Here is a 13,810-nt window from a genome sequence, read left to right as displayed (position 1 = left end):
TGCTTCGTGTCCCGTTCGCTCCCATCGGCCGGACACCGCTCCGATGGGCCTGGGCCTTTTCTCACACGGCGCCCGCACCGCTCTTCCCGCAAGGAGTGATCGAGCCCTCCCAGGTTCCTGGGCGACCCTTGCCCTGCATGCCCCGCTCTTCGACCCCGGCGGAGGGATGATGCCAGGCCAGTACAGCACCACCCCTGTTGCCTTCCGTCCGTTCAATAACGTCGGCTCCGCATTCCGTACTTTCGAGGCTCCATCACGCGGCCTACAGGCCCCCTGTGTACGCTTCGCAGTCGGGATCGCTCCTCGACCACGCAACACTCGGTTCCGGCTGGTGGCCAGCCTTGGCCGGACAGGACTTGCACCTGTCAGGTCGCTCTGAAGGTTTCAGCGATGTCTTTCCTTCTACATAACTTCCTCCTTCTCCAGGCTTGGCCTGGCGCAATGAACGGGTACTTTCACTGTTCTGGGGCGTCCTGTCGGTCGCTTCGCGAGGATCGTCTACCGAAACGGCCAGACCGATCAGACCGATCTGGTGCTGGAACTGGCCGCGCTGGCGGGCGCCTGAGATGGCCTGGACCCAGGCCGACCGCGAGGCCCTGGAGCGCGCCCTGGCCCGGGGCGAGCGGCGCGTGACCTTCGGCGACAAGACGGTGGAGTACCGCTCGGTGGCCGAGCTGCGCGCGGCGCTGCGCGAGATCGATGCGAGTCTGGCCCGAGATCAGGGACGGACGCCGGTGCGCCAGATCCGCCTCACCACGGACAAGGGCTTCTGAGATGGGCTGGTTCCAGCGCATCCGCAGCCGGCTCAAGAGCCCGCCCGTGCACGAGGCGGCGGGCCGCGGGCGACGCAGTGTCGTCTGGACGCCCGGCAATCCCGGCGCGGTGGCCGCCATGCTCGCCACGAACAGCGAGCTGCGCGCCAAGTCCCGCGACCTAGTGCGCCGCAACGCCTGGGCCTCGGCCGCCGTCGAGGCCTTCGTGGCCAACGCCGTCGGCACCGGCATCAAGCCGCAGAGCCTGGTCGAGGATGCCGAGCTGCGCAAAGCGATCCAGTCGTTGTGGTGGGTCTGGACCGAGGAGGCAGACAGCGCGGGGCTCACCGACTTCTACGGCCTGCAGGCGCTCGCCTGCCGGGCCATGCTGGAAGGCGGCGAATGCCTCGTGCGGCTGCGCCCGCGCCGTCGCGAGGACGGCCTGTCGGTGCCGCTCCAGCTGCAACTGCTGGAACCCGAGCATTTGCCGCTGACCCTGAATACCGAGGCGCCCAACGGCAACCGGATCCGCGCCGGCATCGAGTTCGACAAGCTGGGCCGGCGCGTCGCCTACCACCTCTATCGCGTCCACCCGGAGGACGGCACGCTGAGCCCCGCTGGCAGCGCCGATAGGGAAACCGTGCGGGTGCCGGCCGCCGAGATCATCCATCTGTTCCGACCCCTGCGGCCGGGACAGATCCGGGGCGAGCCCTGGCTCTCGCGGGCGCTGGTCAAACTCAACGAACTCGACCAGTACGACGACGCCGAACTGGTGCGCAAAAAGACCGCCGCCATGTTCGCCGGCTTCATCACCCGCCAGAGCCCGGAGGACAACCTCATGGGCGAAGGGGAAGCGGATGCCTCCGGCGTGGCGCTGGCCGGACTCGAGCCCGGCACCCTGCAGATTCTGGAGCCCGGCGAGGACGTCAAGTTCTCCGATCCGGCCGACGTGGGCGGTTCTTATTCGGAGTTCCTGCGCACCCAGTTCCGCGCAGTGGCCGCCGCCATCGGCGTCACCTACGAGCAGCTGACCGGGGACCTCACCGGCGTGAACTACTCCAGTATCCGCGCGGGGCTGCTGGAGTTCCGGCGCCGCTGCGAGGCGATCCAGCACGGCGTGATCGTGCACCAGTTCTGCCGTCCGGTATGGCGCGCCTGGATGGAACAGGCGGCGCTGGAAGGCGCGCTGCCATTGCCCGACTTCGCCCTCCGCCGGCGGGAGTACCTCAACTGCAAGTGGATCCCGCAGGGCTGGCAGTGGGTGGATCCCGAGAAGGAGTTCAAGGCGCTGCTCACCGCCATCCGTGCCGGGCTCATGAGCCGATCCGAGGCGATCTCCGCCTTCGGCTACGACGCCGAGGACGTGGATCGCGAGATCGCCGCGGACAACCGGCGCGCCGACGAGCTGGGACTGGTGTTCGACTCCGATCCGCGGCAGCAGACGGCGGCGACGCAAACCGCCAAGGGCTGAGCCTCAGCGTTTGAGATCGCGATAGAAGTTCTCGTGCGGCCCCATGGCCTCGAGCCAGATCAGGCGCACTTCGTCTTCCCGGGTGTAGCCCAGCAAATAGAGCTGGCCCTGGCTGCGGAATTTGTAGACCCAGAGCCGGGCGAGATCGCCCTTTTTCTTCTCGCTGATGTCGGGATCCTCGGCGATCGCGGCGACCGCCGCATCCACATCCGCGGCGATGTTGTCATGCAGTTTCTTGTAGGCCCGGGCAAAGCGGCGCGTTTGCCGCACCTCCCAGGTCATTTGGATTTGCGAGTACGCGGCACGAAGGGTTCGGCCTGCTCGCGCGGCTCTTTCATCGCCATCAGGCTCTCGGCGATGAAGCTGGCCGGCAGGTCCGGGTTGTCCAGGGCGGCCCGGCCCACCTTGGCCCAGAACTCGATTTGGCCTTGGACCGTGCGGAATTCGGCCTTGGCGGCGGCGCGGGCCTCTTCCACCAGGGTGTCGTCGATGCGGACGGAAACGCTCATATCAATACCCTCGATCCATTTACCACAATTGTAGTCACGCCTGGAGATTTTGCAACCATGCGCTTGCCCCATCTCGCGGCCCGCATCATCGGGACGCCGCTGCTGATCGCTCCGGAGAAGCTGGAAATCATCCTGGCCGTCCTGGGGGAGCGTATCGGCTGGCCGGAGCGCGGACTGAAGCCCCAGCCTTTCGAAACCAGTCCCAGACGGCCATCGTCCCTGCAGCAAGGCGACATCGCCGTGATCCCGATCCACGGGACCCTGTTGCGCCGCGCGCTGGGTCTGGAGGCGGCCTCGGGGCTCGCCAGCTACCAGGAGATCGGGGCTCGGATCGACCGGGCGGTGGCGGACCCGGCGGTGGCCGGCATCGTGCTGGACATCGACAGCCCGGGCGGCGAGGCCGGCGGCGTCTTCGAACTGGCCGAGCGCATCCGCGCCGCCACGCGTGACAAGCCCGTCTGGGCCGTAGCCAACGACCAGGCCTTCTCCGCCGCCTACGCGCTGGCGGCGGCAAGCGACGAGGTGTTCGTCACCCGCACCGGCGGCGTCGGCTCCATCGGTGTCATCGCCATGCACGCCGACCAGTCGCGAAAGGACGAGCAGGACGGCTACCGCTTCACCGCCATCTATGCCGGTAGCCACAAGAACGACTTCAGCCCCCATGCGCCGCTCTCGGATGACGCCCGCGCCGCGCTGCAGGCCGAGGTGGATCGCCTCTACGGCATCTTCACCGAGTCGGTGGCCCAGCACCGGGGGCTCACTGTCGAGGCGGTGCGGGATACCGAAGCGCGGCTCTACTTCGGCGGTGACGCGGTGGCCGCGGGGCTCGCCGACCGGATCGGCACCCTGCGTGACGCCGTCACGGCCATGCGCGCGGAACTCGATCCCCCGATTCACACAACCTTACCCCAACCCCAGGAGGCACCGACCATGGAGCACCATGACCCTGATCCCGCTGCTTGCGATCCTGTTGCAGCGGATCCGACCGAACCGGAAGAAACGCGGATCGCCGCGGCGGTAGAGGCCGCTCGCAATGAGGCCCGGGCCATCGCCGATCTCTGCCTGCTCGCCGGCTGCCCGGAAAAGACGGCGGGCTTTCTTGCGCAAGGCATGACCCAGGAGGCGGTGCGCGAGGCCCTGCTCGAATACCGCGCCCAGGCGCCCGAGATCGCCAGCCACATCGACCCGCAGCGCACGAGTCCCGCCGCGAGTCTGGATGACAACCCCGTCGTAGCCGCCGCCCGCCAGCGCGCGGCCAAGGAGGTGTGAGATGCCCGTGATCACCGAAGGCATGAACCTCGGGGACCTGCTCAAGTACGAGGCCCCCAATCTCTATTCCCGCGACCAGGCCACCGTTTTGGCAGGCCAGAACCTCGCCCTGGGCGCGGTGGTGGGCATCGTCTCCGCCACCGGCAAGGTGAAGGCGCTGGATCCGGCGGCCACCGACGGCAGCCAGACCGCCGCCGGCATCTTGTTGCAGCCGGTGGACGCCACCGCCGGCGATCGCGACGACGGCATTCTGCTCGCCCGCCACGCCATCGTCGCCGATCACGCCCTCGTGTGGCCCGCCGGGATCACCAACGCCGAGAAGGCCGCTGCCGTAGCCCAGCTCAAGGCCATCGGCATCCTCGTTCGCAAAGGAGTCTGACCATGGCCATGAACAATCCCTTCGAGTCGCCGGCCTTCTCGATGACGGCGCTGACCGCCGCCATCAACCTGCTGCCCAACAACTACGGCCGGTTGGAGCAGATGGGCCTGATGCCCGAGAAGCCGGTGCGCTTCCGCTCCATCGCGGTGGAGGAGAAGAACGGCGTGCTGACCCTGCTGCCGACCCTGCCGGTGGGCGCCCCGGGCACCGTGGGCAAGCGCGGCAAGCGGGCCCTTCGCACCTTCACCATCCCGCACATCCCCCAAGACGACGTGGTGCTCCCCGAGGAGGTCCAGGGCGTACGCGCCTTCGGCGCCGAGTCCGAGGTGCAGACGATCGCCCAGGTAATGGCCGAGCATCTGCAGACCATGCGCAACAAGCACGCCATCACCCTCGAGCATCTGCGCATGGGGGCGCTCAAGGGCGTGATCCTGGACGCCGACGGCTCCACGCTCTACGACCTGTACCAGGAGTTCGGCATCACCCCGAAGGTGGTCAACTTCAACCTGGGCAACGCCAACACCGACGTCAAGAAGAAGTGCCTCGCCATCAAGCGCCATCTCGAGGACAACCTCAAGGGCGAGCGCATGACCGGCATCCACTGCCTGGTCTCCGAGGAGTTCTTCGACGCGCTCACCTCGCACCCCAAGGTGGAGAAGGCCTACGAGCGCTGGCAGGACGGCGCGGCCCTGCGCACCGACATGCGCGCGGGCTTCACCTTCGCCGGCATCACCTTCGAGGAGTACCGCGGCCAGGCGGTGGACGCCGACGGCAACACCCGCCGCTTCATCGCCGCGGGCGAAGGACACTGCTTCCCGCTCGGCACGGTGGACACCTTCGCCACCTATTTCGCGCCGGCGGACTTCAACGAGACCGCCAACACCCTCGGCCGGCCGCTGTACGCCAAGCAGGAGCCCCGCAAGTTCGACCGCGGCACCGACCTGCACACCCAGAGCAATCCGTTGCCCATGTGCCACCGCCCTGGAGTATTAGTCAAAGTGGTGGCCTAAGCTGACCGTGGATCTCGAGTCGCTGTATGACGCGGCAAGTGCCGCCGGCCTGCTCACCGAGGTGATCGTCGGCGGCGCGGCCGTCATGGCCGAGTTCCGGGCTCCGGACGAGCCCGTGCTCGACGGGCTCGCGCTCTCCACCGAGTACGCCATCCGCTACCCGGCATCGCGCCTGCCGGGTCTTGCCGCCGGGCACACGGTGCAGATCGCTGGCCGCGCCTACCAGGTGCGCGAGGTCCACGCCCTCGGCGATGGAACCGAACGCCGGGCCACGCTGACCCGTCTCTGAACCCGCCATGCCCAATTCCATCCGCGAGCAGATCCTGCAAGCGGCGGTGAGCCGTATTGCCGCGAGTCTCGCGCCTCTGGGCGCCGAGGTGCACCGTTCGCCCACCGTGGCGCTGACCCGCGAGCAGGCGCCCGCGGTGGTCGTCTTCCCCGAGAGCGACGAGGTAATCGACCGGCCCAACGACCGGGTCGAGCGGGAGCTGGTGATCCGGGTGGTGGCGCTGGCCCGTGCGGTACCGCCGGCGGCGCCCGAGACCGAGGCCGACGCGCTGCTGGTCGCGGCCCATGCGGCGCTCATGGACGACCCGGGCCTGAACGGGCTCGCGCTGGCCGTACTCGAGCTCGACTGCGAGTGGGAGGTGGAGGACGCAGATAGCGTTGTGGCCGCCATCCCCGCCCGCTACGCGATCCGCTACCGCACCCGTGCCCATGATCTCACCCAGCGAGGATGAAACCCCATGAAGATCGAACTGTTGAAACCGCATACCCATGCCGGCAAGCGCCGTTCGCCCGGGGAGCGCCTCGACCTCGACGAGACCTCGGCCAAGTGGCTGGTCGACGTCAAGGCAGCACAAGCCAACCTCGACGCCCTGGAGTTGAAGTGGCGCTTGACCGCCGAGCGGATGCGCAACGCGCAGGAGGCCATCCGCATCCAGCAGCAAGCGGGACTGCTCACCGAGGCCCAGGCGCGCGAGCAGATCGTCCGTCTCCAGCGGCAATCCGCCACCGAGATGGAAAAACTGCTGCCGCTCATGGAACAGGCGGCACGGGCCATCGGCCCGGAGGCGGTCGCCCGGGTGCAGGCGTGGAAGAACGAGCTGGCCCGGACCAGGCTCGTGGTCGATGAGGTGGGCGTTCGGGTCAAGGGTCAGGTCCAGGACGCCTTCGCCACCATGTTCGAGAGAATCGGCTCCGGCGCCAAGTCGGCCAAGGAGGCGTTCCGCGACTTCGCCCGATCGGTCATCGCCTCGATCAACCGCATCGCCGCGCAAAAGCTGGCCCAGTCGCTGTTCGGGGGGCTGAGCGGTAGCATCGGTGGGCTCACTGGCGCCTTATTCAAGGGTTTTGCCACCGGCGGCTATGTCACCGGCCCCGGCACGTCCACCTCCGACTCCATACCGGCGCGGCTTTCCGCCGGCGAGTACGTGATCAATGCCGCCTCGGTGAAGAAAGTGGGCGTGGCCTTTCTGGACGCGATCAACGGCGGGGCCTTCGCGCCACGCTGGCGGGGGCCAAGTCTTGCTTTTTCCACGGGCGGGCTGGTGCCGGGTGCGAGAGGCCAGGAGAAGCCCCAGGTCAACGTCCGGGTGGTCAACGCCGTGGACGAGTCGCTGGTGGGCGACTTCCTGGCCACGCCCGCGGGCGAGCAGGTCATCACCAACGTCATCCGGCGCAACGCCGCCACCGTCCGGCAATATCTGGGAGGCTGACATGGCACTGTTGTTCGTCGACGGCTTCGATCACTTCGATCCCCAGGCCCTCAAGCCCGACGGCGTGCCCAACTACGGTTACGCCAAGGCCCAGTACGCGCCCCAGTGCGAGCGGGTTCCCGGACGCCGGAGTGCCTCGTCCGCGCTTCGCTTTCCCGCCAATACCCAGGGCGTGGCCATGGTGCGAGAGATCGGCTACGGCGTGAGCCGGATCATCCTCGGCTGCGCCTTCCGTCTCGATCTGCTGCCGCCGGACCGCTTTCCGCTGCTGTTCGTGCGCACCGCCGGCAACCAGCGCTACGAGGTGTCGGTCAATGCCATCGGGCTGCTGGGCATCGGCCAGGGCGGATTCCCGACGGGCCAGTCCCTGCGGGCCATCTCGGCCCAGACCTGGAACCACCTCGAGCTGAAGGTGGTGGAGGGCAACGGCACCGGGCTGCTGGAGCTGCGGGTCAACAGTCAGACCTGGCTGACGATCAGCGGCCAGAACATCGCTACCGGCGGCAACCTGGTCGCCGGCGGTGTCTGCTGGGCCGACCAGCCGTACCCGGTGGAGCTGCTGTTCGACGACTTCTATCTGGCCGACGGTTCGGGCACCCGCAACAACGACTACCTGGGCGACGTGCGCATCGACGCCCTGCATCCGACCGGGGCCGGCAGCTTCAGCCAGTGGACGCCCTCGGGTGCGGGGCATAACTGGGAGATGGTCGACGAGCCGCTGCCCGATCACAGCGACTATGTGACCGCCGCCAACACGGGCGACCGGGACAGCTACGCCTTCGAGCCGCTGCCGGCGATGAACACGCCCACGGTGCTGGGGGTGCAGGTCACGGCCCTGGCGAAGAAGACCGACGCCGGCGCCGGCACCCTCAAGGCCCTGACCCAGTCCGGCGCCACGGTGGCCACCGGCGCGGCGCAGGCGCTGACCACCGATCCCACCTATCTGACCACGGTGTTCGAGCAGACTGCCGCGGGCGTCGACTGGACGGAGACGGAACTGAACGCCGCCGAGTTCGGGGTGGAGAAGGGATGAGCCCGGAACCTTCACCAGCCGGACAGCGCCGGTATCCATAACTTGCAAGCGGTACAGCAATGAGTGCATGCAGTCATCTGTCAAACATGCCGAGTGGACGGCGCTGTCCTATCCCAATTCCTGCGGTTTCTCGCTCGCTGGTGCTTGATGTTCGCTCAGCCGATAGCTATGGCTATCGCCTTCGCTCCACATCGTCGCCCCAGCGGCTGCGAATTCCGCAGGCTCTCGGGATGCTGGCAAAGGTTCCGGGCTAAATGGCCGCGCAGGTCGATCAGGTCGCGATCGAGCCGGCGAGCAAGGGGGTAGCCGGAACCGAACTCGATCAGGCGCTGCTGGAACCGGCGGCACGGCCGCTGCCGCCGTCGGATCTGCTTCAGCAGGTCGTCGAGCCCGCGGTCCGGCCCGATCCGCTGGCTCAGGTCGATGCCCTCGACGCGGAGGCCACGGCCCGGCCGGATCCACCCGTTGCGCTGCTCGCCACCCTCATCGAGGTGGTCTGGCGCGAGCCGCCGCCGCGGGGGATCTTCGCCTTCCGGCACGACTGGTCGCAGCCCTGGGTGGAGCGGTGGGAGTGGAAGACCCAGATCCTGCGTTCGCGCGACGGCACCGAGTCGCGCATCCGTCTGCGCCGCCATCCGCGCCGGGCCGTGGAGATGCTGGTCACGGCCTGGGATGCCGGGGCCATCGGCCTGGATGCCTGGCTCACCGGGCACCAGGGCCGCGAGGCGTTGTTTCCGGTCTGGCCGGTGGCCCGCCGGGTGACAGCAAACGCGGCCGCAGGCAGCACGACCGTCCCGCTCGATGCGGTGACCGAGCCCCTGATGCGCGCCATCCAGACCGAGGCGCTGGATAGCTGGGGCCAGGGACCGGCGCTGATCCGGGCGCCCGACGGTGACGTGCAGCAGGTTATGGTCACCGGTTTCGACACCGCACAGAAGCTGGCGAACCTGACGCTGCCCTTGGCCCGACCGGTGGAAGCCGGTTCGACCTTCGCGCCGCTGGTACGGGGCGTTATTCCTGATGCCACCACCGCCCGGCGCCACTGTGCCGCAGTGACCTCGCAGCCGGTCGAGATCCGGCTCGATGAGCGGGTGTGGGAATGGCCTTTCACCCCGGAACTCACCCTCGAGAGCGTGCCGGTCATCCATGATGCCGAGCAGTGGCAGCCGGAGCCCTCCATCGAGTACCAGGCACGGATCGAGCGGATCGACAACCGTCTCGGCCGGCCGTGGATCCGACGGGTCGATGATCGACCCTCCCGCATCCTCAGCCGCCGCTGGCTGGCGGCGGGCCAGTCGGCCACCAACCGGCTGCTGGGACTGTTCGAGTATCTGGCCGGACGCCTCAACCCCGTCTGGCTGCCGGACGAGTTCACGGGGCTGGCGTTGGCGCAGACAGCCATGGCCGGGGACGACTATTTGCTGCTGCGCCGGGCCCGGCTGCCCTGGCACTGGGAAGACCCCGGGCTGGGACTGCTGATCCGACCTGCGGGCCAGCCGCCGGTGGCTGTGCGCATCTCGCGGTTGGAGGCCGAGTCAGAGACCAAGGCGCGTTTGCTGCTGGCCGATCCGCTGCCGGTGGACGTGCCGGTGGGCACGCCCGTCACGCCTTTGCACTTCGCCCGGCTCGACCAGGACCGGGTGGAGTTCACCTGGCACACCAATGAGGTGCTGGAAGTGGCCGCGCGGTTCATGACCCTGGCGCGCTGCCATCCCTACCTGCGTGGCGGCGGGGACATTCCGTTCTGACAGGAACCACAGACGATGCCGATCCCGATCGGCCGGCCGCCGGGCGGCGAGATCCCGTCCGGCCCCGGCTTCCACTGCTACACCGACGACGTCACCGAGCTCTACCGCTTCACCCGGGGAACCACTGCCTGGTACTACACCTCGGCCAGCCGCGAGGTGGTGGCCAACGTGGACTGGAACGGCGACCGGACCTATCGGCCCGCGGCCATCTCGCGAGGCAGTCTCGGGCTGGGCCCGGAGGCCGGCCGGCGCTCCATCGACCTGCGCTGTCCGCGGGACCTGGACCTGGTGCGGGACTATCGCGGCGCGCCGCAGCCGCAACCCATGGGCGTGAGCATCTACCGCCGCTTCGGCAGCGACTGGGGCTGGGCACTGGTCTGGACCGGGCGGGTGCTGCAGGTGATCTTCGAGGAGCGGGAGGCGCGCATCCGTTGCGAGCCGGCCAGCATCAGCCTCAAGCGGCTGGGCTTGCGCCGGCTCTATGCCCGGCGCTGTCCGCACGTGCTCTACGGCGCCGAGTGCCGGGCGACGCCGGTGGCTGAATCCTTCACCGTGTCGCAGGTGGACGGACGGCTCATTTGGTTCGAAGGGGCGAGCTTCCCGCCGGACCGCTTTGCGGGCGGCTATCTGGAGCGCGCCGACGATACCCGGCACATGATCGAGCACAGCGACTATTACGGATCGGGCATCACCCTGATCTATCCGGCGCCGCTGCATCCGGGCGAGACGGTCAACCTCTACGCCGGCTGCGACCACACCCTGCAGACCTGCCAGAGCCGCTTCGGCAACGCCGACAACTTCGGCGGGTTCCCCTGGATCCCGCGCAAGAACCCGTTCAACGAAAGCGCATATTGAGAAGGCAATCCCATGTGGGTACAGCTGGTCTTGTTCGTCGTCTCGGCGCTGATCCAGATCGCGCTCACGCCCAAGCCGCGGGTCGAGAACGCCAAACCCGCCAGCGACTTCAGCGCGCCGGTGGCCGAGGAAGGCGTGCCCATCCCGGTGGTATTCGGTGAGGTGCTGATCGAGGCACCCAACGTGGTCTGGTACGGCGACAGCGAAGCACAGCCCATCTACTCCGGCGGAGGCGGCAAGAAGTGAGCCTGATCGTCACCATCGAGGACGTGCGCCTCGCCGGGCTGTGCATCCCCGGCGCGCGGCTCTGGTGCAAGCAACACGGCATCGACTGGCACCGGTTCCTGAAAGAAGGCGTGGAGGCCGCCCGCCTGATCGAAACCCGCGACGCCATGGCCGTGCGCGCGGTGGAGACGGCCCGCAGGAGGCGCGATGGGCGGTAGCAGCGGCGGCAGCAAGCAGATCGTCGGCTACCGCTACTACATGGGCATGCACCTGGTGCTCTGCCACGGTCCGGTGGACGACATCACCGAGCTGCGCATGCAGGGGCGCACTTTCTGGAGCGGCAGCGTGGCGGGCAGCAATCCGAAGCGCTTGCAGATCGACCGGCCCAACCTGTTCGGCGGTGAGAAGCGCGAGGGCGGTATCAGCGGCGCCATCGACGTGCTGCTGGGCGAGGCGACCCAGACGGCCAACGACTACCTGCAGTCCCGCATGGCCGGCGGCGGCACCGTGCCGGCCTTCCGCGGCGTGGTGGGGCTGGTGCTGCGCAAGTGCTACCTGGCTGCCAACAACCCTTACCTCAAACCCATCGCGGCCCGGGTGCGGCGGTTCCTGTCGGGCTGGGATCCGGCCGCGCCCAGTCCGTTCAGCAGCTACCAGGTGCAACTGGCCAACGGCATGAACCCGGCGGCCATCCTCTATGCCTGTCTGACCGACACCCGGTGGGGAATGGGCTACCCGCCCGACATGATCGACACCGGCAGCTTCTCGTCCGCCTCGTGGACGCTCTACAACGAGTCCTTCGGCCTCAACCTGCTCTGGACCCGACAATCGCCCATCGAGCAGTTCGTGCAGCAGGTGCTCGACCACATCGGCGGTGTGCTGGTCATCGACGCCAGCGGGCGGTTCACCCTGCGCCTTATCCGCGAGCCGGACCTGTGGAACGCGCGCCACTTCGGGCCGCACAACATCATCGCACTGGAATCGTTCGAGCGGCCTGACTGGGCGGAGACGGTCAACGAGCTGACCGTCAACTACACCGACCGGGACACCGGCAAGCCCAAGTCGCTCACCGTCCACAACCTCGCCAACATCGAGGCCCAGGGCGGCGTGGTAGCGGAAAAGCGGGACTATCCGGGCATCACCGACGACGCCCTGGCGGCAAAAGTGGCCCTGCGCGACCTGCGCTCGCTCTCGATACCGCTGGCCCGGGTCAAGCTGAAGATCAATCCCCGTGGTGACAGTTCCGCTTCAGGCCAACCCCTACCGGGGGACGTCATCGTGCTCGACTGGCCGGAACTGGGCATCGCCGAGATGGTGCTGCGGGTAGGCGCCATCGACCTGGGCGATCACACCGACCACAGCATGACGCTCACCTGCGTGGAGGACGTCTTCGCACTGGGGCAGAACGCCATCATCGGCGACAACGACACCAACTGGGTGCCGGACGACACCTCGGCACAAGTGCCGACGATGAGCGTGGCGATCGAGGCGACGTACTGGGATCTGGCCCACACCCTGAGCCGGGCAGAGCTCGGTGTGGTGGAGGACACCGACACCTACGTCGCCGCGCTGGCGGTTCGCAATGGACAGGCCCAGAGCGAGTGGCGGCTCTACTCCGGCGACACCGCGGGTACGGCTGAGTATCGCAACACCGCCGGCTACAGTCCGGCCGCGCGGCTGGGCGCCGATCTGCCCCAGGCCGTGGATGACGTGACGGTAGCGGTCACCGATCTGACCGACGCCGCCCTGTTCGCCGATTGCGACTATGCCTGGCTGGTCACCACCGCAGGCAAAGCCGCCGAGGCGGTCGGAGTGCTCGCGGTAGACGAGACCGCGGGCACCGTCACCCTGCAACGGGCGGTGCTCGATACTGTACCTGTGGCGCATACGGCCGGCACCTGGCTGATCGGCGCCGGACCCTCGCCGGGGTATGACGGCACCGTTCGCGCCCCGGCGACCAGCATCGGGGTCTGGCTCGAGCCTCACACCGTGACGGACGTGGGCAACAAGGTCGCGGTGACCGGCGGGCCGACCCTCAACCTCACGGGCCGGCAGGGCCTGCCGTTCCCGCCGGGCAATGTACGCATCAACGGCGCGTCCTATCCAGTCGCCATCGTGGGGCCCGTGACGCTCGCCTGGTCCCATCGCGACCGCACCCAGCAGACCGCTTACCTGGTGGCCCAGACCGACGGCGACATCGGCCCCGAGCCGGGCGTGACCTATCGCGTCCGCTACTACGGCGAGGCCGGCACGCTGCTGCGCACGCGCGCGGGCCTCACTGCGACCACCGACGGCTGGCCCGAGGAGGCAGCCGACAGCGCGCTGCCCGGCGGACGGCTCAACGGCCACCTCACGGTGGAGATCGATGCCCAGCGCGGTGCCCTCGACAGCCTGCACCGGCACCGCATAGAGGTGGACCGCGCCGGCTACGGCTACCAGTACGGCAATTACTACGGAGGCATCTGATGGCCAACACCGATCCCAATCTCGGGCTCACCTACGGCTGGGCGCTGGGCGAGTCCGGCTGGCACACCGCAATGGATGCCAACCTCAAGCGCCTCGGCGCCGTGGTCGGCCTGTCGGTCAAGAGCCGCTCCCTGACCGCGCCGCCGGCCAGCCCGATCGACGGCGACCGCTACATCGTGGCGGCCGGGGCAACCGGCGCCTGGACGGGCCGTGACGGCGAGATCGCCGTTCGGATCGGCGGGACCTGGGAATTCCACGCGCCGAGGGTCGGCTGGCTCTGCTACGTCGAGGATGAGGACCTGCTCTCGGCCTACAAGGTCACGGGCTGGAGCCCTGGCATCAGCGTCTAACCCATCTCCCATTCGCATCACCGGA

At 68.3% G+C, this 13,810-nt stretch carries 18 protein-coding genes; 15 read left to right on the top strand and 3 right to left on the bottom strand.

The window, feature by feature from the left end; genetic code table 11:
- Positions 1-566: 566 nt before the first annotated feature.
- A complete protein-coding gene (locus MCIT9_RS00955; protein WP_317705579.1) occupies positions 567-773 on the top strand; it encodes a phage head-tail joining protein in 207 nt (68 codons plus the stop codon).
- A gap of 1 nt (position 774) precedes the next feature.
- Complete coding sequence (locus tag MCIT9_RS00950; RefSeq protein WP_317705578.1) at positions 775-2,223, top strand: phage portal protein; 1,449 nt, start codon at positions 775-777, stop codon at positions 2,221-2,223.
- 3 nt (positions 2,224-2,226) lie between these two features.
- Here MCIT9_RS00950 and MCIT9_RS00945 read toward each other — a convergent pair whose 3' ends face one another.
- Together MCIT9_RS00945 and MCIT9_RS00940 are read right to left on the bottom strand one after the other, a co-directional pair.
- The gene (locus MCIT9_RS00945) at positions 2,227-2,505 is read right to left on the bottom strand and encodes a type II toxin-antitoxin system RelE/ParE family toxin (RefSeq protein ID WP_317705577.1); all 279 of its coding nucleotides are present in this window, start codon (positions 2,503-2,505) and stop codon (positions 2,227-2,229) included.
- Positions 2,502-2,732, bottom strand: a complete 231-nt coding sequence (locus MCIT9_RS00940) for a TA system antitoxin ParD family protein (protein ID WP_317705576.1) — start codon at positions 2,730-2,732, stop codon at positions 2,502-2,504. The genes MCIT9_RS00945 and MCIT9_RS00940 overlap by 4 nt, the downstream gene beginning before the upstream one ends.
- Positions 2,733-2,789: 57 nt before the next feature.
- Here MCIT9_RS00940 and MCIT9_RS00935 point away from each other — a divergent pair, with 57 nt between their 5' ends.
- The 7 genes from MCIT9_RS00935 to MCIT9_RS00905 are packed head-to-tail and all read left to right on the top strand — an operon-like array spanning position 2,790 to position 8,141.
- Positions 2,790-4,001 (top strand): S49 family peptidase, encoded by a 1,212-nt coding sequence (locus tag MCIT9_RS00935; protein ID WP_317705575.1) that lies wholly within the window; start codon positions 2,790-2,792, stop codon positions 3,999-4,001.
- 1 nt (position 4,002) lies between these two features.
- The gene (locus tag MCIT9_RS00930) at positions 4,003-4,380 is read left to right on the top strand and encodes a head decoration protein (RefSeq protein WP_317705574.1); all 378 of its coding nucleotides are present in this window, start codon (positions 4,003-4,005) and stop codon (positions 4,378-4,380) included.
- Positions 4,381-4,382: 2 nt separating this feature from the next.
- Positions 4,383-5,390: a major capsid protein gene (locus MCIT9_RS00925; protein ID WP_479724329.1), complete on the top strand. Its 1,008-nt coding sequence runs from the start codon at positions 4,383-4,385 to the stop codon at positions 5,388-5,390.
- A 7-nt stretch (positions 5,391-5,397) separates the two neighbouring features.
- Complete coding sequence (locus MCIT9_RS00920) at positions 5,398-5,679, top strand: head-tail joining protein (RefSeq protein ID WP_317705573.1); 282 nt, start codon at positions 5,398-5,400, stop codon at positions 5,677-5,679.
- Between the two features lie 7 nt (positions 5,680-5,686).
- Positions 5,687-6,130, top strand: coding sequence for a hypothetical protein (locus MCIT9_RS00915; protein WP_317705572.1), 444 nt, complete (start codon positions 5,687-5,689; stop codon positions 6,128-6,130).
- 6 nt (positions 6,131-6,136) lie between these two features.
- A complete protein-coding gene (locus tag MCIT9_RS00910; RefSeq protein ID WP_317705571.1) occupies positions 6,137-7,108 on the top strand; it encodes a DUF7210 family protein in 972 nt (323 codons plus the stop codon).
- Position 7,109: 1 nt separating this feature from the next.
- The gene (locus MCIT9_RS00905; protein ID WP_317705570.1) at positions 7,110-8,141 is read left to right on the top strand and encodes a hypothetical protein; all 1,032 of its coding nucleotides are present in this window, start codon (positions 7,110-7,112) and stop codon (positions 8,139-8,141) included.
- Between the two features lie 155 nt (positions 8,142-8,296).
- Here the strand turns inward: MCIT9_RS00905 and MCIT9_RS00900 are convergent, their stop codons facing one another.
- A complete protein-coding gene (locus tag MCIT9_RS00900; RefSeq protein ID WP_317705569.1) occupies positions 8,297-8,680 on the bottom strand; it encodes a hypothetical protein in 384 nt (127 codons plus the stop codon).
- Between the two features lie 18 nt (positions 8,681-8,698).
- Here MCIT9_RS00900 and MCIT9_RS00895 point away from each other — a divergent pair, with 18 nt between their 5' ends.
- The 6 genes from MCIT9_RS00895 to MCIT9_RS00870 are packed head-to-tail and all read left to right on the top strand — an operon-like array spanning position 8,699 to position 13,785.
- Positions 8,699-9,889, top strand: a complete 1,191-nt coding sequence (locus MCIT9_RS00895; RefSeq protein WP_317705568.1) for a hypothetical protein — start codon at positions 8,699-8,701, stop codon at positions 9,887-9,889.
- 15 nt (positions 9,890-9,904) lie between these two features.
- A complete protein-coding gene (locus MCIT9_RS00890) occupies positions 9,905-10,744 on the top strand; it encodes a phage BR0599 family protein (protein WP_317705567.1) in 840 nt (279 codons plus the stop codon).
- A gap of 12 nt (positions 10,745-10,756) precedes the next feature.
- Positions 10,757-10,990: a hypothetical protein gene (locus MCIT9_RS00885; protein ID WP_317705566.1), complete on the top strand. Its 234-nt coding sequence runs from the start codon at positions 10,757-10,759 to the stop codon at positions 10,988-10,990.
- Positions 10,987-11,187, top strand: coding sequence for a hypothetical protein (locus tag MCIT9_RS00880; RefSeq protein ID WP_317705565.1), 201 nt, complete (start codon positions 10,987-10,989; stop codon positions 11,185-11,187). The genes MCIT9_RS00885 and MCIT9_RS00880 overlap by 4 nt, the downstream gene beginning before the upstream one ends.
- Complete coding sequence (locus MCIT9_RS00875; RefSeq protein ID WP_317705564.1) at positions 11,177-13,435, top strand: phage tail protein; 2,259 nt, start codon at positions 11,177-11,179, stop codon at positions 13,433-13,435. The genes MCIT9_RS00880 and MCIT9_RS00875 overlap by 11 nt, the downstream gene beginning before the upstream one ends.
- Positions 13,435-13,785, top strand: coding sequence for a DUF2793 domain-containing protein (locus MCIT9_RS00870; RefSeq protein ID WP_317705563.1), 351 nt, complete (start codon positions 13,435-13,437; stop codon positions 13,783-13,785). The genes MCIT9_RS00875 and MCIT9_RS00870 overlap by 1 nt, the downstream gene beginning before the upstream one ends.
- Positions 13,786-13,810: the final 25 nt, after the last annotated feature.

Source organism: Methylomarinovum caldicuralii (assembly GCF_033126985.1).
Lineage (GTDB): Bacteria > Pseudomonadota > Gammaproteobacteria > Methylococcales > Methylothermaceae > Methylohalobius > Methylohalobius caldicuralii.
This window is presented reverse-complemented; position numbering and strand designations above follow the sequence as displayed.